This window comes from Chlamydiota bacterium, assembly GCA_012729785.1.
In the GTDB taxonomy this organism is placed as follows: Bacteria; Auribacterota; Tritonobacteria; order UBA1439; family UBA1439; genus UBA1439.
This window is the reverse complement of record JAAYCL010000036.1, coordinates 96,071-119,822: the sequence shown is the minus strand read 5'-3', so window position 1 is coordinate 119,822 and position 23,752 is coordinate 96,071. Positions and strand designations below refer to the sequence as shown.

Annotated in this window: 18 protein-coding genes; 2 read left to right on the top strand and 16 right to left on the bottom strand. The window is 70.0% G+C overall.

Annotated elements, in window-relative coordinates; all coding sequences use genetic code 11:
- Positions 1 to 13 precede the first annotated feature (13 nt).
- The gene (locus GXY35_08780) at positions 14 to 916 is read left to right on the top strand and encodes a tetratricopeptide repeat protein (protein ID NLW94671.1); all 903 of its coding nucleotides are present in this window, start codon (positions 14 to 16) and stop codon (positions 914 to 916) included.
- 40 nt (positions 917 to 956) lie between these two features.
- Positions 957 to 1,895 carry a hypothetical protein gene (locus GXY35_08775; GenBank protein NLW94670.1) on the top strand — a complete coding sequence of 313 codons (939 nt, stop codon included), beginning with the start codon at positions 957 to 959 and terminating at the stop codon, positions 1,893 to 1,895.
- 10 nt (positions 1,896 to 1,905) lie between these two features.
- Here the strand turns inward: GXY35_08775 and GXY35_08770 are convergent, their stop codons facing one another.
- From GXY35_08770 to gatB, 16 genes are all read right to left on the bottom strand, one after another.
- Positions 1,906 to 3,555, bottom strand: coding sequence for a GDP-mannose dehydrogenase (locus GXY35_08770; GenBank protein ID NLW94669.1), 1,650 nt, complete (start codon positions 3,553 to 3,555; stop codon positions 1,906 to 1,908).
- Positions 3,556 to 3,752: 197 nt separating this feature from the next.
- A complete protein-coding gene (locus GXY35_08765) occupies positions 3,753 to 5,039 on the bottom strand; it encodes a hypothetical protein (GenBank protein ID NLW94668.1) in 1,287 nt (428 codons plus the stop codon).
- A gap of 16 nt (positions 5,040 to 5,055) precedes the next feature.
- Positions 5,056 to 6,306 (bottom strand): GTP-binding protein, encoded by a 1,251-nt coding sequence (locus GXY35_08760; GenBank protein ID NLW94667.1) that lies wholly within the window; start codon positions 6,304 to 6,306, stop codon positions 5,056 to 5,058.
- A 25-nt stretch (positions 6,307 to 6,331) separates the two neighbouring features.
- Positions 6,332 to 7,135, bottom strand: coding sequence for a sulfate adenylyltransferase subunit 2 (locus tag GXY35_08755; GenBank protein ID NLW94666.1), 804 nt, complete (start codon positions 7,133 to 7,135; stop codon positions 6,332 to 6,334).
- A 60-nt stretch (positions 7,136 to 7,195) separates the two neighbouring features.
- Entirely contained in the window at positions 7,196 to 8,011 is an 816-nt protein-coding gene (locus GXY35_08750) for a hypothetical protein (GenBank protein ID NLW94665.1), read from the bottom strand.
- Positions 8,008 to 8,199, bottom strand: a complete 192-nt coding sequence (locus tag GXY35_08745) for a hypothetical protein (protein ID NLW94664.1) — start codon at positions 8,197 to 8,199, stop codon at positions 8,008 to 8,010. Before GXY35_08745 ends, GXY35_08750 begins: the two co-directional genes overlap by 4 nt.
- A gap of 130 nt (positions 8,200 to 8,329) precedes the next feature.
- Complete coding sequence (locus tag GXY35_08740) at positions 8,330 to 10,297, bottom strand: hypothetical protein (protein NLW94663.1); 1,968 nt, start codon at positions 10,295 to 10,297, stop codon at positions 8,330 to 8,332.
- Positions 10,294 to 12,405 (bottom strand): nucleotide pyrophosphatase, encoded by a 2,112-nt coding sequence (locus GXY35_08735; GenBank protein ID NLW94662.1) that lies wholly within the window; start codon positions 12,403 to 12,405, stop codon positions 10,294 to 10,296. The genes GXY35_08740 and GXY35_08735 overlap by 4 nt, the downstream gene beginning before the upstream one ends.
- A gap of 50 nt (positions 12,406 to 12,455) precedes the next feature.
- Positions 12,456 to 13,253: a phosphatase PAP2 family protein gene (locus GXY35_08730; GenBank protein NLW94661.1), complete on the bottom strand. Its 798-nt coding sequence runs from the start codon at positions 13,251 to 13,253 to the stop codon at positions 12,456 to 12,458.
- Positions 13,254 to 13,279: 26 nt separating this feature from the next.
- Positions 13,280 to 14,650, bottom strand: a complete 1,371-nt coding sequence (locus GXY35_08725) for a sigma-54-dependent Fis family transcriptional regulator (GenBank protein NLW94660.1) — start codon at positions 14,648 to 14,650, stop codon at positions 13,280 to 13,282.
- 91 nt (positions 14,651 to 14,741) lie between these two features.
- On the bottom strand, positions 14,742 to 16,817 hold the full coding sequence (locus GXY35_08720) for a PAS domain-containing protein (protein ID NLW94659.1): 2,076 nt from the start codon (positions 16,815 to 16,817) through the stop codon (positions 14,742 to 14,744).
- Positions 16,818 to 16,845: 28 nt separating this feature from the next.
- On the bottom strand, positions 16,846 to 18,675 hold the full coding sequence (gene glmS, locus GXY35_08715; GenBank protein ID NLW94658.1) for a glutamine--fructose-6-phosphate transaminase (isomerizing): 1,830 nt from the start codon (positions 18,673 to 18,675) through the stop codon (positions 16,846 to 16,848).
- A gap of 13 nt (positions 18,676 to 18,688) precedes the next feature.
- Positions 18,689 to 19,873: an N-acetylglucosamine-6-phosphate deacetylase gene (gene nagA / locus GXY35_08710; protein NLW94657.1), complete on the bottom strand. Its 1,185-nt coding sequence runs from the start codon at positions 19,871 to 19,873 to the stop codon at positions 18,689 to 18,691.
- Between the two features lie 53 nt (positions 19,874 to 19,926).
- Positions 19,927 to 21,261, bottom strand: coding sequence for a dihydrofolate synthase (locus tag GXY35_08705; GenBank protein NLW94656.1), 1,335 nt, complete (start codon positions 21,259 to 21,261; stop codon positions 19,927 to 19,929).
- Positions 21,258 to 22,148 carry an acetyl-CoA carboxylase carboxyltransferase subunit beta gene (locus GXY35_08700; protein NLW94655.1) on the bottom strand — a complete coding sequence of 297 codons (891 nt, stop codon included), beginning with the start codon at positions 22,146 to 22,148 and terminating at the stop codon, positions 21,258 to 21,260. Before GXY35_08700 ends, GXY35_08705 begins: the two co-directional genes overlap by 4 nt.
- 118 nt (positions 22,149 to 22,266) lie before the next feature.
- Positions 22,267 to 23,700 carry an Asp-tRNA(Asn)/Glu-tRNA(Gln) amidotransferase subunit GatB gene (gatB, locus tag GXY35_08695; GenBank protein NLW94654.1) on the bottom strand — a complete coding sequence of 478 codons (1,434 nt, stop codon included), beginning with the start codon at positions 23,698 to 23,700 and terminating at the stop codon, positions 22,267 to 22,269.
- Positions 23,701 to 23,752 lie beyond the last annotated feature (52 nt).

The following is a 23,752-nucleotide window of genomic DNA, read 5'->3' as shown; positions in this document are numbered from 1 at the left end:
CGGAGGGGGTCCCATGGAGATTGACAGGCAGCGCGCGCGCGGCGACGGGGAATCCGCCTCCGCGGCACCGGAGGCGCAGGGGGCGCGGCGCGCCTGTCTTGCCCGCCTCGCGGAGTTCAGGGAGCGGGTCGAGGCGCTGGGGAAGGAGCTTGACGACTTTCGGAGGAGACTCGACGAGCTCGAGCTCGCCCTCCCCGCCTTGCCCGAGAAGACGGCACCCCCGCACGAGGCGCCCCCCCGGACGGCGGAGGAGGGCCCCGACTACCTCGAGGGGATACAGGGCCGGATCCACCTCCTCCTGCACGAGGAGACGGAGTCGGCGGAGCGGATGCAGGCGGATCCCGTCTCGGACGCCCGGATGGTCTGCCCTTCGTGCGGGACGCTCGCGGACCGTGCCGCCGAGGCGTGTCCCGACTGCGGCGCCCCGACCGCCCCGGCGCCCGACGGGGCGGGGAGGATCTTCCCCCTCCCGCCGGAGAGGTTCCTGCGCGTCTTCAACGACCGGTACGGCTGGTTCCTCAGGGCGTTCGACAAGGCGACACACTACGCGGACCGGAAGGGGGATTACGACAAGGCGATCGATCTCCTGCAGCCGGTGGCGCGTTTCATGGAGGAGAATCTTTCGCTCCTCAGGAGCAAGCACAAAGATTTCAAGCTCGCCCTCGCCTACGCCTACCTCGGGCGCTGCTGCTTCCAGAGCGGCCGCATCGAGGAGGCGGTCAGGCACTACAAGAAGGGGATCCTCTTGAGGGCCGGGAATTCGTACAACTGCGAGATCGGCCTCACCGCCGTCTACCGCGACCTCGTCCGCCGGGTGAGGGAGACAGGCCGCCCCCTCGCGCCGGAGGCCCGCTCGTATCTGAGCCCCCGCGAGATCGAAACACTCAACACGCTGGGGACACGCGACGCCACCTGACTCCCGAGGGCGCGCCCCCGCCCCGCAGCCGCTACACGCGATGACCACGACACTCGATATCTGCATCGCCTGGGAATGGAAGTACGACAAGGATTTCATCGCCCTCCTCCGCCGGAACTGCCTGGGGTGCGGCCTCTCCACCTGCGTCGTGGATCCCGGGAGCCTCGCCGAGATCGAGCGCGCGGTGGCCTCGGGGGAGCTCGCCTTTAGGGCGTTCTTCGACCGCGCCTCCGACACGAACCCCGCTTTCGTCCCGCTCGCCGCCGCGCTCGGAAACACGGAGACGCTCTGCGTGAACCCGCTCCCCGACGTCGAGCGGGCGATCGACAAGGCCGCGATGCACCACGAGTTCTCGATCCGCGGCATCGACGTCCCCCGCACAATCATCCTGCCGGTCTTCAGGGACGACGACCCCGCGGAGGCGCTCCCCGTCCTCGGGGAGCTGGGGGTTCCGTTCATCGTCAAGCCCGCGCACGGAGGCGGCGGCCTCGGGGTCCTGGTGGGCGCGCGTTCCCTCGCGGAGGTGCAGGCGGCGCGGATGGAGTTCAGGCACGACCGGATCCTCGTCCAGGAGAATATCGTCCCGAGGCTCATCGAGGGGAGGAAGGCCTGGTTCCGCGCCTACTACGCCGGGGGTGACACCCTGCTCTGCTGGTGGGACCCGCAACGGCACATCTACGAACGGGTGACGACGGACGAGGCGGCGCGATGGGGGCTGGGGAGGATGGAGGCGATCACGCGCGAGATCCGCGCGATCGCGCGGTTGAACTTCTTCTCGACCGAGATCGCCCTGACCGATTCGATGCGGTGGGTCTCGGTCGACTATGTCAACGACCAGTGCGACATGCGGTTCAAATCGAGAACGCCGGAGGGGGTTCCCGACGACGTGGCGCAGAGCATCTGCGGCTCCCTGGCGCGCTTCGTCGCGCGGGAGGTCTGCGGGAAGACGGCTGCCCCGCCGCCGCACCCCGGTCGCTGACTTCGCAAGCCTACCGCCGCTCCCTCCGCACCTCGTCCTTGATCCGCTGGATATGCCCGCGCCCCAGCCCCTTCACCTCGCAGCCGAGCTCGAAGTACCGCTTGATCTTCGCGTCGTCGAGCATGCCGAAGCAGTCGATGATCGCGGCGGCCCCCCCGATCATGCGGACCACCTCGTCGGGATCGAGGCGCAGATACGGCGCGTGCCGGACGGCGAAGATCACCGCGTCCGCGCCGGAGAGCCCCTTCTCGAGGTCGCTGCAGACCCGCACCTCCGCGAGCCGGTTTTGCCCGCGGAAGAACCCCTTCTTCCCGTGCCCCTTCCCGGGGTACGACTCCTGCTTCTCCAGCTCCGGCCACGACCGCACGTACGGGTCATGGACCCTGATCTCCGCCCCCATCTCCGAGAGGCGCCGCGCAATGATCTCGGACCCGCTGTAGCGGGTGTCGCCGACGTCCTCGCGATACGAGGCGCCGAGGAGCAGGATCTCCGCCGCGGCGACCGGGCGGTTCATGTTCCGCAGGGCGTCCCGCGTGATCTGGGCCGCATGGAGGCCTCGCGTGTCGTTGATGTCGATGGCGAGCGGGGTGATCTTGAAGATCTCGTCCTCGAAGCCCAGGATATGCCGGTAGGCCCACATCCCGAGCCCGCCGTCCTTCGGCAGGCAGTAGCCGCCGATGCCGGGGCCCGGGAAGATGATGTTGGAGTGCGTGGGGCGCACCTTGATCGCGTTGATCACCTTGACCAGGTCCACGCCGTTCCGCTCGGCGAAGAGACTCCACTCGTCGAGGAACGCGAGGCAGGCGGCGCGGTAGCTGTTCTCGACGATCTTCGCGGTCTCCGACTCGATCGGACGGTCCAGGACGGTGAGCGGGTACCGCTTCGTGTTCAGGATTTCGTTCAAGAACCGCACCACCCGTTCCCGGGCCCGGGGATTGATCCCGCTGCAGACGCGCCAGAAGTCGCGGATGCTGGCGACGTACTCCTTCCCCGGCATCACCCGCTCGTAGCTGTGGGCGAGGAGCGGATCGGAGGCGATGCCGCGCTTCCGGAACGTTTTCCGCATGATCGGGTACGCCACCTGCTCGGTCGTCCCGGGGGGCACGGTCGTCTCGATGAGGACCAGCGTCTCCGGCCGGATATGCCGGGCGATGATCTCCAGCGACTCCTCGAGGGCGGCGATGTCGGCCCACCCCTTGCGCACGTCGCCGAGGGCGTACTTGGCGTAGTCGCACTGGACGTCCACGACGACCACGTCGGCGAGGGAGAGCACGTCGTAGACCCAGGTCGCGACAAGGGTCTTCGTCTCGAGGACGCAGCGGCGGATGATCCGCGCCACCTCGGGGTCCTCCGCCTCCACCGGGGGGACGCCGCGGTTGAGGAGCGGTATCTTCCAGTAGGAGCGGACGCTCGGGCGCTGCATCCCGATCACGAACTTCGACGGCCTGCCGCCCTTCCCCCTGCTGTCCGCGACGATCGCCGCCATCACGGCGCCGACGAACCCGACCCCCATCACCACCACGACCTCCCGCTTCTCCTTTCGGTGGGCCGCGGCGAGTTTCTTCACCCGGGCGAACTCCCTGGGGTACTCCTCCGGACGGGGCAGCGGGAATTTAGCCCCGGAGGGGCTGATCGAGTAGAGCCGCTTGTTCGCGTTCATCCTGCCTTCCTTTCAGCGCCGCGGCATCCGGCTGCAAAGGGGTATTGTAGCAGAACGGCCGGCCGCCGTGATCGGTCAGATGGCCTGAGGGCGATCCGCTCCCCCGCCCCGGGATCGACCCATCCGGCGCACGGCGCCCTTCCTCCTCGACAGGCGGGGGGCACGATGACGAAGCGGAGGCGCCCGAAACGGCGGCACTAGCCGGCGAGCCCGCGCTCGACGAGGGCGCGCACATCCCCGACCCACGGCGCGGCGGGGATCTCCGACGGCGGGATGGCCGAGGATCGCACGAAGAGGAACGCGTCGTCGTGCGTGTGCATCCCGGTGAAGACGCCCCTGGAGACCAGCGCCGGTGCGGCGAGGCGCCCCTTCAGATCGAACCCCCGCCGGGGCAGGAGCACGAGATCGGGGGCCTCGGCGATCCGGCTCCCCGCATAGAGCTCCTCTCTCGAGAAGACGCTGCGGATCACCGGCCTCCCGTTCACCGAGAGATCCTGGAGGGCGCCGGCGACGTCCCGGGCGACGCGCTCCCGGTCGCCGGGATCGACGCATCCGCGCGGGTACCGCCCCCGGAGGTTGACATAAATCCGCGCGGGATCGAGGGCGAACGCCCGGCTCCCCTCCCCCACCCCTTCGAACGAATCCCGTGTCGGGCTCGCGATCTTCAGAAAGCCGGCGTCGGCGAGGGCCCTGTTGACGTTGATCTCCGTCTCGACGAGGTCGAAGCCGTGGTCGGAGAGCAGCACAAGGAGATCGTCGGCCCCGACTGTCTCGTACAGCTCGCCGAGATAGCCGTCGATCCGTTTGAAGTGCGCCCGGAAGGCGCCGGCGCGGGGGTGGGCGTCGTTCTCGAACGCCTCGAAGAGGAAATGGGAGAGCCGGTCGGTCCCGGTGAAGGCGAGGAAGAAGATATCCCAGCGCTCCCGTGCGAGCAGGAAGCGGGCCGCCCGGATCCTCGCCTCGAGCGTCGCGTCGAGGTCGCGCAGGAAGGCGTCGATGTCGGAGTGGCCCTTGGCCGCGTCCACGTCGATCCGGTAGCCGAGCCGCTCGAGCTCCGGGATGAGGTGTTTCGGATATGTCGCCCGCGCGAGGTCGAGGGCTACGAAACCCGACACGGTAACCCCGTTCATGGTGCGCGCGGGATAGGTGCCCGGGATGTTGACGATCGCGGCCCGCGTGTCCGGCATCTCCTCCCAGAACGGAGGCGCCTTCAGGTCTCCGAACGCGGGAAACGAGAACTGGTAGGTGCCCGGCCGCAGGTTCATGAACCCGTAGATGCCGTGAACGCCCGGGTTCCTGCCGGTGATGATCGTGCTCCAGGCGACACAGGAGATCTCCGGGATGGAGGAGGCCATCCTCCGGAGCGTCCCGGTCGCGAGTATCGCCCCGAGGTTCGGCATCGTCCCGTCGGAGGCGTACCGCTCGATGAGCCGGTGGGGTACGCCGTCGAGGCCGACGATGACCGCGCGCGGGCGGGGAGGCATTCCGGTCTCCTTTGGATCAGGGGCCGGGACGGGTGATGATCCCCCCGGCGACGATGTCGTTCCCCCTCTCGAGGACGAAACGGCCCAATTCGGGGATGTCGCTGAAGAGCTCGAAGGCGACCGGGCGTTCGGTGCGGACCAGGACCTCGCCCACCTCGGTCTCTTCGAGCGCGCGGGCGTTCTCCTCGATGACGTCGAGCGTCGAGGAGTCGATCCTCTTCCCGATCGTTTCGATCCTGCAGGGCGTCTCCTGCGTTCCAAGGCGCAACGTGAGCCTCTCGCCTGCCGCGCACGCCTCCGCGGCCATCCAGAACAGGTTCGCGCTGACCGCCGTACCGAGGCGCGGGGGGTCGCCGAGGGCTCCCAGGAGATCGCCGCGCCGCGGCGCCGCCCCCCCCGAGAGCAGCACGCCGATGCACTCCCCCGCCTCCGCGGAGGCGCGCGTCGCGCCGAACTCGAGAACCTTCGCCACGGTCGCCCGCTCCTCCCCGGGGAAGATCCTCACCGCGTCCCCCTCGCGAAGCGAGCCGGATTCGATCCTGCCCGCGACGATGCGCCCCGCCTCCCGCTCGTAAACGTCCTGCACGGGCATCCGGAGCGGCTTCTCCCTGAGGTCCCGGTCCTTTTCGAGGGTGTCGAGGGCGTCGATGAGCGTCGGCCCCTTGTACCAGGGCATCTTCCCGGAGGGGGAGGCGAAGTTGTCCCCGCCGGTCCCCGAGACCGGAATGACGAACGAGGGGGCGATCCCCAGACGTTTGAGGAAGGCGGCGATCTCGCCGCGCACGCGCTCGAACGCCGCCTTGTCGTAACCGACGAGGTCCATCTTGTTCAGGACCAGGATGTTCTTCCTCAGGTTGAGCATCCCGAGCACATAGGCGTGCCGCCGCGTCTGCTCCATCACCCCTTCATGCACATCCACGATGAGGATGGACGTCTCGGCCTGGCTCGCCCCGGTGATCATGTTCTTCATGAACTCCTTGTGCCCGGGGGCGTCGATGATCACGTAGTCGCGGCGCGCGGTGTGGAAGAAGGTCTGGGCGGTGTCGATCGTCATCCCCCGCTCCCGCTCCTCGCGGAGGTGGTCCATCACGAAGGCGAACTCGACCGGCTTCCCCATCTCCTCGCACGTCTTCCGGATGACCTCCATCCGGTCGGGGGAGAGCGAACGGGTATCGTAGAGGAGCCGCCCGATGAGGGTGGACTTGCCGTGGTCCATATGGCCCACGATGACGATCTTCATGTTCTCGCGCCCGCGTGTCTGCGCCATCGATCTCCCTTTCGCCGCCCGCCGTTCACATGTAGCCGAGCGCCCGCAGCTTCTGCATCGTGTACGCGTCTTCCTTGTCCTGCGCCCGCCCCGAACGCTCGGAGACGTTCGTCGTCTCTATCTCGCGGATGACGGCGTCGACGGTCTCCGCGTCCGACTCCACGGTCGCGCAGCAGCAGGCGCAGCCGATCGAGCGGTAGCGCCTCCCCCCCTTGGCGAAATACAGGTCGACCACCGGCATCCCCTCCCGCCGAACGTAACGCCAGATGTCGGTCTCGGTCATGTGGAGGATCGGATGCACGCGGAGGTGGTGGTGCCCCTCGCTGCTGGACTTGAACTGGTCCCAGAGCTCGGGGGGCTGGTTCTGGTAGTCCCACTCGAACTTCTCGTCGCGCGGCGAGAAGTAGCGCTCCTTGGCCCGGATGCCGTGCTCGTCGCGGCGGATGCCGAGGAGGATGGCGTCGAGCTTCTCGCGGGCGATGAACTCCTTCAGGGCCTGCGTCTTGAGGGCATGGCAGCAGTCGAGCTTCGCCCCCTTGTCGGGCCCCATCCCGGCGGCGAGCGCCGCGTCGTTTTTCGCGACCCGCAGGTCGAGCCCCCACTCCTTCGCGTAGCGGTCCCGGAATGCGTAGATCTCCTTGAACTTGTGGCCGGTGTCGATGTGGATGACCGGGAACGGGACCTTCCCGAAGAACGCCTTGCGGCAGATCCAGAGGAGCGAGGTCGAGTCCTTGCCGATCGACCAGAGCATCCCGATGTTGCGGAAGCGGCTGTACGCCTCCCGCACGACATAGATCGTCTTGTGCTCGAGTTCAGAGAGGTGGTCCAATGGTCGTCCTTTTGTTGCCGGGCGCACTGTTTGGAGAGCGACAGTATAGCCGCCCCGAGGTCAGAAATCAACTCCGAACGGCCTTTTCAGAAGCAGGCCGAAGGCGAGGGCGAGCACGAAAAAGGAGGCGCTCCAGTGCAGGCGCATCCCCGCCAGGCGGACCCGCTCGGGGGGGTAGGAGACCCGCACCGCCCGCACCGCGCTCCCGCGGGGTATCGGATCGCCCGCGGGGCAGAGAAGCCCCTGCCGCACGGGGGACCGAAGCCGCCGGCGGCAGAGCGGCCGCGCCGCCCCGCCGACCGCGACGGGGAGGGCGAGCGTCTCCTCGCCGACGGCGACCGTGACCGCCTGCGCGCCCTGCGCGACCGCGCGCACCCTCCAGTTCGTCTCCCCGGTGCCGCCGATCGCCAGGGGCGCCGTCTCGATCTGCAATCCGCCGGTGGAGGAGAGCGCGGGGGGCGGGGCGCTTGGGTCGAGCTCGACGGAGACGGTCATGCGTTCACCCGGGCGAAGCGGACGGTGCGCGTAGCGGAGATCGAGCTGCAGGCAGACGAGCGCCACGGGGACGAACGCGACCGCGAACGGGACGAGGGAATATGCCAGGTACCGCATGGAGTTTGACCAGACCCGGCCGAGGGAGCCGAGCATCGCGCGCGGGTCGTCCCGGTACAGGTAGATGCCGAGGAGGTGCCCCTGGACGCGCTTCTTGAGGCGGCGTATCGCATCCTGGTCGGAGACGAGCCGGTAGGAGATGAGGACGCCCGCGGCCGTCAGGAGGGCGGCGAGGGCGATCCCCCAGACCGGCGCGGCGCCCCTCGCCGGGAGGAGAATCAGATCGAAGAGGCGCGTCAGCGCCTGTCCCGCGGCACTGATCATGAGAGGTACCCGAGCCCCCTGAGCCGCTCCTTCACCCGTTCCGCGTCGTCGTCTCCGCCGCCGACTCCGGCGACGGCCTTCTCGAGAAGATGGACCACGAACTCATCGACGTTCGGATAGCCCGCCGCGGCCGCGGCCTTCTCGATCTTCCCGTACAGCCCCTCCTCGATCCTCACCTTCCTGGCCATCTGCGCCTCCCCTGCTCGTGCCGCGGATCTTCGCGGATCGTTTCGTCTGTCCCCGTCGCCCGCGTCCGTCGCGACGCTCCGCCTCCGTCTAGGAGCCGCGTTGCGTCCCCCGGCGGCGCCGATCGACCCCTCACTGTTCGAAGACGTTGCGGCCGATCATATCCGCGGGCTTCGGGAGCCCGAACTCCGCGAGGATGGACGGCGTCAGATCGTAGAGGTGCGGATCCGTGAGGGCGATCCTCTTGTTCGAGAAGAGGATGCCCGGCACGACCTCCATCGCGCCGCAATGGTCGCCGCTCCACTCCTCGGTGCTCGTGGCGAGGAGCGTCCCCTTCACGTCGCCCAGGGCGCTCTCCCACGAGGTCCGGTACCCCCAGTCGTAGCCGACCACAAGGTCGGGGGCCCGCCCCGCATACTCGCCCGAGTAGACCTCGTCCGCGCGGTAGACCCGCTTGATCACGGCCGAGCCGTTCCCCGGGTCCCGCACCGCCTCCAGCTTCGCGGCGAGCTCCCGCAGGAGCGCGTCCCGCTCCGCCCCCGGATCGACGATCCCGTCCCGCTCCCTCCCCGCCAGGTTCAGGTAGAGGGAGTTCAGGCCGATGGCGTAGGCGCGCGTCTTCCGCCAGTCCACGTTCGTGAAGAGCGACCCCTCCGCCGCCCCGTCCCTCAGGACCAGGTAGCCGTTCTCCCGCAGCCAGCCGTTCAGATTGAACGAGACGTAGAACGGCGCGAAGCCGTGGTCCGACATCACGATGAGCGTGGCGCCGTCGCCGATCTCGGCCATCACCTTCCCGACCACCCCGTCCATCTCCGCGTAGGTCTCCTCGATCACGTCGCCGAGGCGCGCGCGCGCCTGCGCGTTGTGGATCGGATGCTTCGGGTCGCGGAGGTGCCAGAAGATGTGCGTGCCGAGGTCGGTGCTCGAGTAGTAGTAGAAGAGGAGGCCGTCGCGGTACCGTTCCCAGATATGGTCGAAGAGGCGGTGGTTCTCGTCCAGAACCATCCGGAAGTGCGTGTAAAACTCGTCGATGGTGAAGGTGTCGTTGGTGAGCGTCTTCGTGTTCTCCGGCATCCCCTGCGTGTAGAAATAGCCGACCGCCTCCGCCACCCCGGCGGCGTAGCCGCGGGGGGTGTCGATCGGGAGTGCGGGGGCCTTCGGGTCGATGTTGATCGGAGTGACGTACAGTCTGAATCGGGGCCGGACCTCCTTCAGGTACAGGCGGCAGATCCCCCGCACCGCCGGGGCCAGCGCGAGGGGCTTGAACTCGAGGACCAGCCAGTCGCTCCACTCCCCCTGCCGCAGGATCAGGCTTTCGCCGGGCAGATCGATCCTGGCGGCGCCGTGCGCCTCGTCGATCCAGGCGGTGAAGGCGATGGAGAGCCGCGGCGCCTCCTTGCGGTAGGAGTTCGCGGGGCCCGCGATCTCCGCCCGCACGGCGCCGTCCCGGGGCTCGACCAGCGTGAACTCGGCGCCCGAGGGGTCCTTCGGGATGTCGGCGGGGTCGCTCGTGAAGAACTGGTAGATCCCGTAGGTGCCCATCAGGTCCGGCGTTCCCATCCCGGAGAGGCTTTGCGCGCGGCCCGGGACGGGGGGGAAGTTGGAGGGGATCCTGAAGATCGTCGCCGGTATCCCGCCCTCCTCGAGGTACTCCCAGAACGCCTTCCCCTCGCGCTTGAGGAGCACGGTCCCTGCGGAGAGGGGCAGGATGTAGTCGCCGAGGGCGAGCGTGCGGCGCGGGGGGATCGTCTCCGAGGTGGAGAGGAACGGCAGGTAGGTGGCGGGATCCCGGTGGATGAAGTCGAAGATGGCGTGCCCCCCGGGGTTCTTGCCGGTGATGAAATTGGACCAGGCGACCGGGCTCTGCGGCGGGACGCTCGACCAGAGCTCGGTGAAGCCGCCGGTCTCCGACAGTCTTTTCATGTTCGGCAGCCCGCCTTTGGCGAACATCTCGCGCACGATCCGGGGGTCCATCCCGTCGAAGGCGAGGACGACGACCCGCTTCCCGCCGGAGCGATCCCGCGGCGCGCAGCCCGGGAGGAGGCACGCGCAGACGAGCGCCGCGGCCACCGCCGCCGTCGCCGTTCTCCGTCTGTTCATCCGTTCCGCATCCCTTTCCCCGCCACGCCGAGCGGCCGGCCGTCCATGTGCGCGGGGGGCGCGACGCCGAACAGGTCGAGCACGGTCGGGCCGATGTCCACGATGCGCGGTGCCTCCGCCGCCGCCGGCCGGCTGCAGAAGAAGACCCCCGGCACGAACCGGTGGTCGATGCAATGGTCGGCGCTCCACGCCTTGTCGTTGTCCGAGAAGACCTGCGCGCCGACCCTGCCGGTGACCGATTCCCACGAGCAGCGGAACCCCGGCGCGTACCCCACCACGAGGTCCGGGGCGTTCTCGACGTAGGGGCCGGCGTAGACGGCGGCGGTATCGTACACCGCTGCGACCGCCTCCGCGCCCCCCGCGACGTCCCTGAGCCCCGCGAGCCTCCCCGCGATCTCCCGCTTCAGCGCCCCCGCCTCCGACGGCGTCACCGTGCCCCGGCTCTCCCGCCCCTTCAGGTTGAGGTAGAGCCCCGAAAGGCCGAACCCGTACGCCCTCGTCCGCTCCCAGTCGACCCCCTCGAACCAGTCCCCGCACGACGAGGCGCCGTCCTTGAGGGCGAGGTAGCCGTTCTCGAACAGCCACCGGTTCAGGTTCACGCAGCGTTTGAACAGCGTGAAGCCGTGGTCGGAGACGACCATCAACACGTCATCCGGCCCCAGCGCCGCCCGCACCCTCCCGATCAGGCCGTCCATCCTCCGGTACAGTTGTTCGATCACCGGGGGGCCGGGGGGGGGCTCCCCTCCCTTCAGCGCCGGGTGGCCGTCGGCCATGTAGCGCCAGAACTCGTGCTGGACGGCGTCGGTGGTGTCGAAGACGCAGCAGAGCATCCCTCTCCGCATCCTCTTCAGGGAGTGGAAGAAGATCTCTTCGAGCCTGTCGTGGATCCGGTACGCCTGCTGGAGGAACGCATCGTCGGTGAGGATCCCCTCGTTCAGCGCCCAGGTGTCCTGCGGGAGCCCCAGCGTGGCGAACGGGCCGACGACCTTGGCCAGGTACGAGGCGTAGACGCGCGGGTGCGACACCGGGAGGGCCGGGTTCTCGGGGTCGATGTTGACGGGGGAGAGGTAGAGCTCCACGCGCGGGGCAACCTGTTTCAGGAAGAACTGCGCGATGCCGCGGACCCGCGTGCCGAGCGGGGCGCGGAAGACGAGAGGGATCCAGTCCGAGAGCGTCCCCGCCCGCACCGTGTGCGAGCGTCCGGCTATCCGCAGGCGGGCGAGCCCCCGCGCCGCATCGACCTCGATCCGCATCGGGATCGACAAATCGAACCCCCTCCCGTACGGGTCGCGGGGACCGGAGATGCGCGTCTCGAACACCGGACCGTCCCCCTCCAGGCGCACGCGGCAGCCCCCGGTGACGGAGCCGGCGGGAGGGTCGGCCGTGGTGTAGAAGGCGAATGTCCCCTGGGAGCCCTTGAGATCAGGCGCGCAGAGGCCGGAGAGGAGCATGCCGCGGAATCTCTCCGGGGGGAAGGTGATCGGCACCTTGAGCACGACGCTGCGGATCCCGTGCTCCCCGAGTATCCTCCAGAACGGGACCCCTTTCCGGAGGAGCCGGATGGTCGGCTTCCCGAGGGGGACCCGCAGCCGCCCGAGGCGCAGCGTCCTCCGCGTGGGTTCGATCGAGGCGGAGGAGAGGGCGGGGAGGCAGTTCCGCCGGTCGGGCATCAGGAAATCGAATACGTTGTGCTTGCCCGGGTTCGAGCCGGTGATGAACGACGACCACGCCACCGGGGAGATCGGGGGATTCGAGGTCGCCAGCGGGGAGAAGCACCCCTCGGCGGCGAGGGCGGAGAGATTCGGCAGCTTCCCCTCCCGCATCCACCCCGACGCGAGGGCGGGGTCGAGGCCGTCGAGGCCGACGATGACGACCCGCTCCGCCGCGGCCCTCCGGAACGCCTTCCTGCCGCGCAGGCGCGCCAGGAGGATGCGCGCGGGGAGGGTGAGCAGCGCGACCACCGCCAGGAGCATCCCCCCCAGTATGAAGACGAACGAGCCGAGGAAGGCGAACCCCGCGCCCGGCCCGATGTAGGCGGAGGCCGCCGTCGCGCGCAGGCAGATGCCCGCGGCGGCCAGAAAGGCGATCCGCCTCGATGCTCCGTTCATGCCGCTCTCCGTGCGAGCGACCCTCCAAACGGCGAAACGGCCGCGGAAGGTCAGAACCGCGCGCGGGCCTGGACGCCGGCCCCCTCATCCAGCAGCACCGGTTCGATCGAGACGGCCGGATGGACCCTGAGGTTGTAGCGCGACACCGCGTGCCCGAAGATGCAGCCCACGGCGGCGCCCGCCACCACGTCGCTCACGAAATGCTTGTTGTCCTCGACCCGGCTCCAGGCGACGAACGCCGAGACGAGGTACGCCGGGACCGCCGCCTTCCACCCGTAGTACTCCGCGAGGACGGTGGCGTTCCCGAAGGTCGCGGAGGCGTGCCACGAGGGGAACGACATATGGTCGTCGCCGTCGGGCCGTTCGCGGTTGAAGATCCCCTTGAGGGCGACCGTGGCGAGGGAGGTGAAGATCATCGTCTCCGCCATCGACTTCCCGGTTTTGGCGAGCGTCTCGTCGCCGAGCGCCTGGCCGAGCGTGTAGGTGAGGCCCATCACGCCGGCCTGGACCCCCGGGTGCCCGACCAGGTCGCCGACGTCGCAGAGGTCGGCGCCGATCAGCCTGTCGCCGTCGCGCCACGGTTTCTGCATGTCGGCGTCGAGGAAGGCGAGCCCCCCCGCGAGCCCCGCGGTCGCGGCGACCGCGGCGAGGTTCCAGCCCCTGAACGTCTCCGTGGTCTCCCCCCAGAGGTCGGCCGGCCGCGGGGCGAGCTCCCGCCAGAACTCCGCGTCCGCGGGGCTGAGCCGCCGGGGGGCGGCGGACGGGGCGGCCGGGCGCGGCGACTCCTCGGCCCCGAGGCCGACGGCGGCCGAGGTCGCGAGCAGCAACGCCGCCACACGCGCCGACATATGCATCCGCACCCCTCCGTGACGGGTCAGACGATACCGTATTTCTTCAGCTTGTACCACAGGTTCCGCTCGCTGATCCCCAGCAGCTTCGCCGCGCGTGCCTTCACCCCGTTGGAATCGCGGAGCGCCTGTTCGATCAGCTCCCGCTCGAGGGCGGCGACCGCCCCGTCGAGGCCCGGCGGCGGAGCGGGGGAAACGCCCCCCTCCGGCGTCGCGGCGGCGCCCCGGACGATCTCGGGGGGGAGGTCCTCGAGGCCGATCCTGCCGGTGCTGTTCACCGCCACCGCCCGTTCGATGACGTTCTGCATCTCCCTGACGTTGCCGGGCCACGGGTAGGCGGCGAGGGCCCGCAGCACCTCCGCCGGGGGCGGGGCGGTCTCCTTGCCCCACTCCCGCGAATATTTCGCGACGAACTGCTCCACGAGCGCCGGGATATCCTCGGTCCGCTCGCGGAGCGGCGGGACCGTGATGCTGACGACGTTCAAACGGTAGTACAGATCCTCCCGGAAGAGACGGTCCCGGATCATCTGACGGAGGTCCCGGTTCGTGGCGGCGATCACGCGCACGTTGACGATGATCGTCTCGTTGCTCCCCACCTTCTCGAACTCCTTCTCCTGCAGGACGCGGAGTATCTTCGCCTGGAGCGCGGGCTCCATATCCCCGATCTCGTCGAAGAAGATGCTGCCCCCGTCCGCCTTCTCGAACCTGCCGGTCCGCTCCGCGGCCGCCCCGGTGAACGCCCCGCGCACATGGCCGAACAGCTCGCTCTCCAGGAGGGGAGCGGGGATCGCCGCGCAGTTCACCGCCACGAAGAGCCCCTCCCGCCGCGCGCTTTTTTCATGGATCGAGCGCGCGAGGAGCTCCTTCCCCGTGCCGGTCTCGCCGAAGAGCAGCACCGAGGCGTCGGTGGGGGCGACACGGTCGATCAGGGAGTGGATCGCGCGCATCCTCCCGCTCGCGCCCACGATCTCGGGGGCCGCGCGGGCGCGGACGAGCTCCTCCCTGAGGTAGACGTTCTCCCGCTTCACCTTCTCCAGTTCGAAGACCTTCGCGATGACCGTCTCGATGCTCTCGACGTCGAACGGCTTGAGGACGAAGTCACTCGCCCCGTGCCGCATCGCCTCGACGGCCCCCTTGATGGTACCGAAGGCGGTCATGATGACCACCGGGGTCGAAATCTCCCGGCGCCGCATCTCCCGGAGCAGGTCGATCCCGCTCATCCCGCCCGGCATCTTGAGGTCGGTCAGCACGAGGTCCACGCGCCGCGCGGCGAGGAGGTCGATCGCCTCCGCGGCGTTGGAGGCCAGGAGCGGCTCGTAGCCGGCCCGTCCCAGCATCATCTCCGCCAACCGGAGCATGTTCCGCTCGTCGTCCACCACCAGCACCCGCCGCTTCATCCTCTCCTCTCTTCCGCCGGCGCCCTGCGCGGCGGAACCGGTTGCCCCGACGTCAGACGACCGCCTCGGCTCCCGTCTCTTGTCGCCCGTCTCAGGCAGCCGGCAGCGTCACCGTGAAGGTGGTCCCCTTGCCCGGCGTGCTGTTCACCTCGATCCGCCCCTTGTGCGCCTCCACGATCCGGTAGACGATGGCGAGGCCGAGGCCCGCGCCGCCCTCCTTCGTCGAGAAGAACGGGTCGAAGATCTGCTCCAGGTCCTTCCCAACGATGCCGCCGCCGCTGTCGCCCACGCTCGCCACGACCGTCTCCCCCTCCCCCGTTCCGGTGGAGAGGGAGAGGCGCCCCTTCCCCGACATCGCCTGCACGGCGTTCAAGATCAGGTTCAGGAAGACCTGGCAGAGCTGCTCCCCGTCGGCGCGCACGCGCGGGATCCCCGGGGCGTAGGCGCGATCCACCTCCACGTCCTGGAGACGGTGCTGCGGGCCGACAAGGGCGACCGCGCGCTCCAGGATCCCGGCGAGGTCGCACGGAGCGCTGTTGGGCGCGGAGGGACGCGCGAAGTCGAGGAGTCTCGTCACGACGCGGTTCAGACGGTCGACCTCCTCCATCAGGAAACCGGCGAGCTCCCAGTTCTGCTCCCCCTCTTTGCTGCCCCGTCTGATCATGTCCGCCGAGGCCTTCATGATCCCCAGCGGGTTGCGGATCTCGTGCGCCACGCCCGCGGCGAGGGTGCCGATCCCGGCGAGCTTGGCCGACTGGAACAGCTTCCGCTCGAGCGCCTTCCTCTCGCTGACGTCCTTGGCGTACTCGATGACGTGCGTCACCGCCCCCTCCTCCTCGATGAGAGGGAAGCTGAAGATCTCCACGTCCCTCGCCTTGCCGCCGGGGACGTCCCAGCGGACCTCCCCGGAGGAGGTCGTCCCGCACCTGAAGGTCTCGGCGACGGGGCAGCCCGGGCACGGGCTGTCGCTCCCCCGGTAGACGCGGTGGCAGGTGCCGCCGACAAGCTCCGCGCCGTTACGTCCAACCATGGCGGCGATGCCGTCGTTGACGTTGACGATCCGGAATTCCCTGTCGATGACCGAGATGCCGTCGGAGATGCCGTTGAAGAGCCGGCGCAGCTGCAGGTTCGACGCCTCGAGCTCGCGCGTCCGTGCGCGGACGCGCTCCTCGAGCTCGCCGTACGACGCCTTCAGTCTCTTTGCCATCGTGTTGAAACGCTCGGCGAGGTCCTGCAGCTCGTCCCCGGTGTCCAACACCATCCGGTGATCGAAGTCCCCCTCGCCGATGAGACGCGCCCCGCGGTCGAGATCGGAGATCGGCCGCGAGAACGACCGCGACAGGTAGAGCGCCAACACCAGCCCGCAGGCGAGGACGATCACCCCGCCGACGAGGCTGATCTTCCTCGCCCGCCGGTCGGCGAGCGTGGCCGTCCCGATCGCCTGGAGCCCCTCCCGCTGGGCCAGCTCATGCAGCTCGGCGATCTTCTCGAGCGCCCGGTCCTTCGCCTCGACGAGCTGGAGCAAGAGCTCCTTCAGGCGCGACTCGGACTCCGAGATGGTCCGGCTCAGCACCTCCAGCTCCGCGAGGCGCCGCTGGGCGTCGCGGGTGCTGACGCCGAGCAGCCCGCCGAGCATCGCGAGCTCCTGCGACGGCGCGCCCCCGCCCCCCCCCTCCGCCTTCTTCTCGAGCGCGTCCTTCACCGAGGCGGCGACATCCTGGATGAGGCGGTGCCCCTGCGCCCGCTCTATCCTGTCGACGAGGGAGAGGATCTCGCGGGCGTTCCGGTCGATGACGGCGATCTCGGCCTTGAGCGCGGCGACGGCGGCGCGCTCGCGGGCGTCGCCTGTCCCTTTCCCCGCCGGGCCCGCGAGGGAGGACCGCTCGAGCGCCTCGATGTTCTTCGTGTAGAAGAGGACCAGCTGGATGAACGTCGCCCGGCGCGACTTCTTCCCCGAGACCATATACTCGCCGAGGGCCGTGACCGCCCGGTCGAGCGTCATCTGGAGGTCGGTGATGAGCCCCGACTTCTTCTGCACGTAGACCAGCCGGCGGGTGCCGTCGGCCATGATGCGGATCGAGAAGAGCGTGAAGAGCAGCAGGGCGATGATCAGGGCGACCATCGCCATGAAGCTGGCGAGTATCTTCGATTGGATCCTGATGCGCATGGGACGCACGGCGGGCGGGCGCCGCGGTCTACTCGACCGTGACGCTCTTGGCCAGGTTCTTCGGCTTGTCGATGTCGCAGCCCCGGGCGCGGGCGATATGGTAGGCCAGGAGCTGCAGCGGCACGGCGTTGACGATGGGCGACAACTCCTCCCGCGTCGGGGGGACCTGGATCAACTCCTCGGCGATCTCCGCCAGGGCGTCATCGCCCTCGGTGGCGAGCGCGATGATCCTCCCCCCCCGCGCCTCCACCTCCTTTATGTTGGAGAGCATCTTACCATAGTTCTCCCCCTTCGTGCAGATGCAGACGACGGGGAATTCGCGGTCGATGAGGGCGATCGGCCCGTGCTTCATCTCGCCCGCCGGATACCCCTCGGCGTGGAGGTAGGAGATCTCCTTCAGCTTCAGGGCCCCCTCGAGGGCGGTCGGGTAGTTGAACCCGCGCCCGAGGTAGAACGCGCTCCTCGCCCCGGCGTAGTTGGCGGCGATCTCTCGGATCTGCGCCTCCAGACGCAGCGCCCGGGCCACCTTTTCCGGCAGCGCCTCCAGCTCGGCCAAAATCCCCCGCGCCTCCTCGCCGTCCATCTGCCCCCTGATCCTCCCGGCGTGGACGGTCAGGAGGACGAACGCCGCGAGCTGGGCGGTGTACGCCTTGGTCGAGGCGACGCCGATCTCGGGCCCCGCCCGCGTGTAGAGCACCCCGTCGCTCTCCCGATCGATGCTGCTCCCCATCACGTTCACGATCGAGACGATCCGGCACCCCCGCTCCTTCGCCATCCTGAGGCTGGCGAGGGTGTCGGCGGTCTCGCCGGACTGGCTCACCGTCACCACGAGCGTGTTCCGGTCGAGCCTCGGGTTGCGGTAACGGAACTCGCTCGAGTAGTCGACCTCGACGGCGAGATCGGTGTACCGCTCGAGGAGGTAGCGCCCGCCCATCCCGGCGTAACAGGCGGTTCCGCAGGAGATGATGAAGATCTTGGTCAGAGACCGGATGGCCTCCTCGTCGACGCGGGGGAGTTCGAGGACGACGCCGGTCTTGTCGGGGAGGATCCTCCCGATGAGGGTGTTCCGCAGCGCCTCGGGCTGCTCGTGGATCTCCTTGAGCATGAACTTTTCGAAGCCGCCCTTCTCCGCCTGCTCGATCGTCCATTCGACACGGTGCGGGGTGCGGGAGACCGGGGCGAGGGCGCCGTCGAAGATCTCGATACCGTTTCGGGTGAGGCGCGCGAGGTCGCCGTCCTCCAGATAGACGACGCGGTCGGTGTACTCCAGGATCGCCGGCACGTCGGAGGCGACGAACTGTTCCCCCTCCCCGAGCCCGATCACCAGCGGGCCGGCCTTGCGCGCGACCACGATCTCCCCGGGGCTGTCCGCCGAGATCGCCGCGATGGCGTAGGCGCCCTCCGCCTCCGCGACCGCCTCCCGGACGGCGGGCAGCAACTCCCCGGCGTAGCGCTTCTCGATGAGGTGGACGAGGACCTCGCTGTCGGTCTCCGAGGCGAACCGGTGCCCCTCCTCCCGCAGCGCCTTCCGCAGCGCGGCGTAGTTCTCGATGATGCCGTTGTGCACGAGGGCGATCCGGCCGGTGCAGTCGGTGTGCGGGTGTGCGTTGGGCGTGTCCGGCTCCCCGTGCGTCGCCCAGCGGGTGTGCCCCACGCCCACGCGGCCGGCCAGCGGCGAGGCGCCGAGCAGGGCGGCGAGGCCCGCGAGGGGGCCCTCCTTCTTGCGGACGCTGATTGTTCCGCCGTCGAGTATCGCCACCCCCGCGGAGTCGTACCCGCGGTACTCGAGCCGGGAGAGCCCCCTCAGGAGGATCTGTTGCGCGTCCCTCCCGCCGATGTAGCCGACGATGCCGCACATCGCCGTCGCCCCCCTAGTGCGCCGCTTCGAATCCCGCCGCCGCGTAGACGAGCGCCCCGCCGACGAACGCCGCCTGCACGTCGAACCGTTCGTCGAAGATCGCGATATCCGCGTCCATCCCGGGCAGGAGCGCCCCCTTCCGGTCCGCGAGCCCCGCGAGCCGCGCCGGGACCGTCGTGGCGAGCGCCGCGATCTCCTCCGGGCGCTTCCCGGTCCATCGCGCCGCGTTGCGCAGCGCCCCGCCCATCGTGAGCACGGAGCCGCAGAGCGTCCCGTCGTCCCGCACCGGGGCGCCGTTGCGCACCGAGAAGACCTCCCCGTCGATGCTGAAGATCTCCGCCTCCGCGTCGAGGGCCTGCATGGAGTCTGTGACGAGGACGATGCCGTCTCCCCCCTTCTGCCTGAACGCCATCTTCGCCATCTCGGGGTGGACGTGGACGCCGTCGGCGACGAGCTCCGCCGCGACGCGCCCGTCCGCGAGGGCGGCGGCGGCGAGGCCGGGCCGGCGGTGGTGCATCCCGCTCATCGCGTTGAACAGGTGCGTGACGAGACGGACGCCCCCCGAGAACGCCGCGCACGCCTCGTCGAACGTCGCATCTGAATGCCCGGCCGCGGGGACCGCCCCGCGCGCGGCGACGGCCTCGACGAGCCGCATCGCCCCGGGGAGCTCCGGGGCCAGGGTGACGATCAGGGGGCAGCCTTCCGCCCCCTCGAGGAGCGCGTCGAGCGCGGCCAAATCGGGCGCGCGCAGCCAGCGGAGCGGGTGCACCCCCGCGCGCGCCGGGTTGATGAAGGGCCCCTCGAGGTGGATGCCGACGACGCCCGGGGCGCCGCCCGAGCGGATCAGTTGCCCGAGGAGGGAGACCGCCCGCCGCATCTCCTCCGGCGCGGCGCTCCGCACCGTCGCGAAGAGGGCGGTGCTGCCGCGGCGGGCGTGGGCCGCCGCGATGTTCCGCACCCCGGCGGGGTCGGCCGAGAGGAAGTCGCACCCGGCGGCCCCGTGCACGTGGAGATCGATGAACCCGGGGCAGACGTACCGCCCCCCCGCGTCGATCGCCCTCCCGGACGGCGGCGGGGCCCCTCCCGGCGGGCCCGCGTAGGTGACGACACGCCCGCGGACGCAGACCACGGAGTCCGCCTGCGCCACCCCGTTCCGGATCAGGCGCCCGTTTCTGATCGTCAGCGTCGACTCGGCCACGTCCCGTATCTCCCGTATTCTCCGCCGAAGTGCGCGAGAAGCCGTCCCCCGTCTCAGGTCTCTCCCCGTACGCCTTTCGTCAGCTTCATCGCCTCCGCGGCCAGATAGATGGAGCCGGCGACGAGCACCCCGTCCGCCGCGCCCGAGGACACCGCGCGTTCCGCGCGCCTCAGCGCCTCCGCGGGGCCCGCGGCGGCGGCGGCGCGCCTGCCGGTCCGGGCCCGACACAGCGCGGCGAGCGCCGCCGCGTCGGCGGTGCGCGCGCTCGGCACGGCGGTCGTGAACAGCTCCGTCGAGAGGGGGGCGAGGGCGTCGCAGACCCCCCCCGCGTCCTTGTCCCGGAGCAGCCCGAGCACGAGGGCCCACCGCAGCCCCGGGAAGAGACGCCGGAGGGCGGCGGCGGCGGCGCGCGCGCCGTCGGGATTGTGCGCGCAATCGACGACGGTCAGCGGAAGGCGGCGGACGATCTCGAGCCGGCCCGGCCACCGCGTCGCCCCGATCCCGCGGGCGACCGTTTCCGGGGCGACCGCCGCCCCCCGCCTCCGCACCGCCTCGACGAGGGCGACCGCCACGGCGCAGTTGGCCGCCTGGTGGCGCCCGGCGAGGGGGAGCGCAAGGGGGCCGTAACGCCCCCACGGGCCGCGCACCTCCACGACGCTCCCCTCCGGCCCCTCCCGGAGCACGGAGACGCGCACCTCGTCCCCCACGCGGAGCAGGGCGGCGCCTCGTTCCGCGGCCCGGCGCCGGATCGGATCGAACGCCTCGTCCCCCATCTCACCGCAGACGACCGACGCCCCCTCGGCGATGATCTCCGCCTTCTCGGCGGCGATCGCCGCGACGGTGCCGCCGAGGATCTCCGTGTGCTCCAGGCCGACGGAGACGATCGCGGAGACCGGGGCCTCGATCGGACGCGTCGCGTCGAGCCGCCCGCCGAGGCCGGTCTCGACGACGGCGTAGTCGACCTTCGCGCGACTGAATCCGAGGAAGGCCATCGCGGTCATAAACTCGAACCAGGTGGGCGGCCCCGCGGGGCCCGCCGCGATCCGCTCCGCGGCGGGGATCAGCTCCTCCGCGAGCGCGTCCGCCTCCTCCCCCCCTATCGGCTCGCCGAGGCGCCAGATCCTCTCCCTGAAGGAGAACAGGTGCGGGGAGGTGTAGAGACCCGTCCGCAGCCCGGCGGCGCGCAGCGCCGACTCGGTCATCGCGCAGACGGACCCTTTCCCGTTCGTCCCGGCGACGTGGATGCATTGGAAGGAGCGCTGCGGCTCGCCGCAGGCGGCGAGCAGGCGCCGTATGCGCTCGAGGCCGGGACGCATCCCGAAACGCTCGAGGGAGGCGAGGTACGCCTCCGCCGCGCCGGGCATGCGGCGGGGCGCGGAAGCGCTCACCCCTCCCCGGCCGCCCCGCTGCCCCGGGCGTCCGGCGGCACCATCGCAGGCGAGAAGGAGGGCGCGCCGAACATCCCGAGGAGCTCGGCAAGCGCCCCCTTGAGCTCCCTGCGCCCGACGATCATGTCGACCATCCCGTGCGCGATCAGAAACTCGGCGGTCTGGAACCCCTCGGGGAGTTCCTGCTGGATCGTCTGCTTGATGACCCGCGGCCCCGCGAACCCGATCAGGGCGCCCGGCTCCGCGATGATGATGTCGCCGAGCGAGGCGAACGAGGCGGTGGTCCCGCCGGTGGTCGGGTTCGTCATCACCGAGATATAGGGGAGCCCCTCCGAGGCGAACCGAGCGAGGGCGGCACTGGTCTTGACGAGCTGCATCAAACTGAGCGCCCCCTCCTGCATCCGGGCGCCGCCCGAGGCGGAGACAATGATCAGGGGCAGACGAACCCGGAGGGCGAGCTCCGTCAGCCGGGTGATCTTCTCGCCGACGACCGAGCCCATGCTCCCCCCCATGTACGGGAAGTCCATCGCCGCGAAGGCGGTGCCGTACCCGGCGAGGGACCCGACGCCGGTCACGATCGCCTCCGGGATCCCCGCCTTCTTCTCGGCGATCGCCTGGCGTTTCGGGTACGGGAGGGTGTCGACGAACCGGAGCGGGTCGGTGGGGCGCATCTCCGGGTCCGTCTCGAAGAACTCCCCCTCGGCGAAGATGCTGCGTATCCGCTGCCACGCCGGGAGCGGGTAGAGGTAGTCGCATTTCGGGCAGGTCTGGAGGTTGGTCGCGACCTCCTGGCGCGTGACCATCTCGCCGCAGCTCTTGCACTTCATCCAGAGCCCGGCCGGGATGTCGCGCTTCTTGACCTTGATCTGCGTGGAGAAGAATCTCATAGGCCGATCGTTCGCGGACACGCGCGCCTAACTGCAAGCGTACTACGGAACCGCCGTCTCGTCATCCGGTTTCTCCCGCCGGTTTCTCCCGCTCCCCCCCGGCCGGGCGGGGGCGCCGCTACCCCAGTCTCTCCTTCAGCAAGGCGCGCATTCGCTGCGGGTTTCCCTTCCCCTTCGTCGCCTTCATCGCCTGCCCCATCAGGAAGCCGAGCGCCTGTGTTTTGCCGGCCCGGTAATCCCGGGCGGAGTTCGGGTTGGCGGCGATCGTCTCGTCGACGATGCGGGCGAGTTCCCGCTCGTCGCTGATCTGGGCGAGGTTGGCGGCGGCGACGATTCTTTTCGCCCCCTCGCCGGTCCTGCGCATCTCGGCGAAGACCTTCTTGCCGGTCGCGGCGCTGATGCTCCCCGATGCGACGAGCGTGAGCAGCTCGGCAAGGCCCTCCGGGCGCGCGCGGCACGCGGAGGCCTCGATCCCCTCCTCCTTGAGCGCCCGCAGCATCTCCCCCATCATGAAGTTCGCCGCCGCCTTCGGAGCCGCCCCGGCCGCCACCGTCGCCTCGAAGTAGTCCGCGAGGCCGCGCTCCGAGGTGAGCAGATCCGCGTCGTAGGCGGAGAGGCGGTACGAGGCGACGAACCGGTCGCGCCGCGCGAGGGGGGCCTCGGGCAGCGCCGCGGCGAGGGAGCGCAGCCACGCCTCGCCGGGGACGACCGGGGGGAGATCCGGATCGGGGAAGTAACGGTAGTCGTGGGCCTCCTCCTTGCTCCGCATCGGGCGCGTCTCCTCGCGGTCGGCCTCCCAGAGGCGCGTCTCCTGCGCGACCTGTCCGCCCGCATCGACGAGGCGCGTCTGCCGCTCGATCTCGTGCGCCAGCGCCTTCCCGACCGCCCGGAACGAGTTCATATTCTTCACCTCGACCTTCACGCCGAGCGCGGAGGCGCCGCGGGGGCGGATCGAGACATTCGCATCGCACCGGAGGCTCCCCTTCTCCATGTCGCAGTCCGAGACGCCGAGGTACTGAAGCGAGAGCTTCAGGGCCTTCAGGTACGCGCACGCCTCCTCGGGCGAGGCGAGCTCCGGCTCGCTGACGATCTCGAGGAGCGGGACGCCGGCCCGGTTGTAGTCCACGGACGAGTCCCCGCCGGGCGTTTCGGAGTGGATGAGCTTCCCCGCGTCCTCCTCGAGGTGGACGCGGGTGATGCCGACGCGCCGCCGGCCCCCGGGCGCCTCGATCTCGAGAAAGCCGCCGGAACAGAGCGGGAGGTCGTACTGGGAGATCTGGTAGTTCTTGGGGAGGTCGGGGTAGAAGTAGTTCTTCCGGTCGAACTTGCTGAACGGGGCGACGCGGCAGCCCAGCATCATCCCCGTCAACACCGCGCACCGGAGCGCCTCCTCGTTCAGCACCGGGAGCGAGCCGGGCAGGCCGAGGCAGACGGGGCAGACCGCCTGGTTGGGCGGCAGGCCGAAGGCGACCGGGCAGCCGCAGAAGACCTTGGACCGGGTCTTCAGCTGCACGTGCACCTCGAGCCCTATGACCGCCTCGTAGTCAGGCATCTTTCGCCTCTCCGGCCGATCCGGGGCCCCGGGCGGGGGGCGCCGTCGATCG

Coding starts and splice junctions, on each gene's coding strand:
- GXY35_08780 (NLW94671.1), top strand. CDS start 14: ATGGAGATTGACAGGCAGCGCGCGCGCGGCGACGGGGAATCCGCCTCC.
- GXY35_08775 (NLW94670.1), top strand. CDS start 957: ATGACCACGACACTCGATATCTGCATCGCCTGGGAATGGAAGTACGAC.
- GXY35_08770 (NLW94669.1), bottom strand. CDS start 3,555: ATGAACGCGAACAAGCGGCTCTACTCGATCAGCCCCTCCGGGGCTAAA.
- GXY35_08765 (NLW94668.1), bottom strand. CDS start 5,039: ATGCCTCCCCGCCCGCGCGCGGTCATCGTCGGCCTCGACGGCGTACCC.
- GXY35_08760 (NLW94667.1), bottom strand. CDS start 6,306: ATGGCGCAGACACGCGGGCGCGAGAACATGAAGATCGTCATCGTGGGC.
- GXY35_08750 (NLW94665.1), bottom strand. CDS start 8,011: ATGATCAGTGCCGCGGGACAGGCGCTGACGCGCCTCTTCGATCTGATT.
- GXY35_08745 (NLW94664.1), bottom strand. CDS start 8,199: ATGGCCAGGAAGGTGAGGATCGAGGAGGGGCTGTACGGGAAGATCGAG.
- GXY35_08740 (NLW94663.1), bottom strand. CDS start 10,297: ATGAACAGACGGAGAACGGCGACGGCGGCGGTGGCCGCGGCGCTCGTC.
- GXY35_08735 (NLW94662.1), bottom strand. CDS start 12,405: ATGAACGGAGCATCGAGGCGGATCGCCTTTCTGGCCGCCGCGGGCATC.
- GXY35_08730 (NLW94661.1), bottom strand. CDS start 13,253: ATGTCGGCGCGTGTGGCGGCGTTGCTGCTCGCGACCTCGGCCGCCGTC.
- GXY35_08725 (NLW94660.1), bottom strand. CDS start 14,650: ATGAAGCGGCGGGTGCTGGTGGTGGACGACGAGCGGAACATGCTCCGG.
- GXY35_08720 (NLW94659.1), bottom strand. CDS start 16,817: ATGCGCATCAGGATCCAATCGAAGATACTCGCCAGCTTCATGGCGATG.
- glmS (NLW94658.1), bottom strand. CDS start 18,675: ATGTGCGGCATCGTCGGCTACATCGGCGGGAGGGACGCGCAACAGATC.
- GXY35_08700 (NLW94655.1), bottom strand. CDS start 22,148: ATGAGATTCTTCTCCACGCAGATCAAGGTCAAGAAGCGCGACATCCCG.
- gatB (NLW94654.1), bottom strand. CDS start 23,700: ATGCCTGACTACGAGGCGGTCATAGGGCTCGAGGTGCACGTGCAGCTG.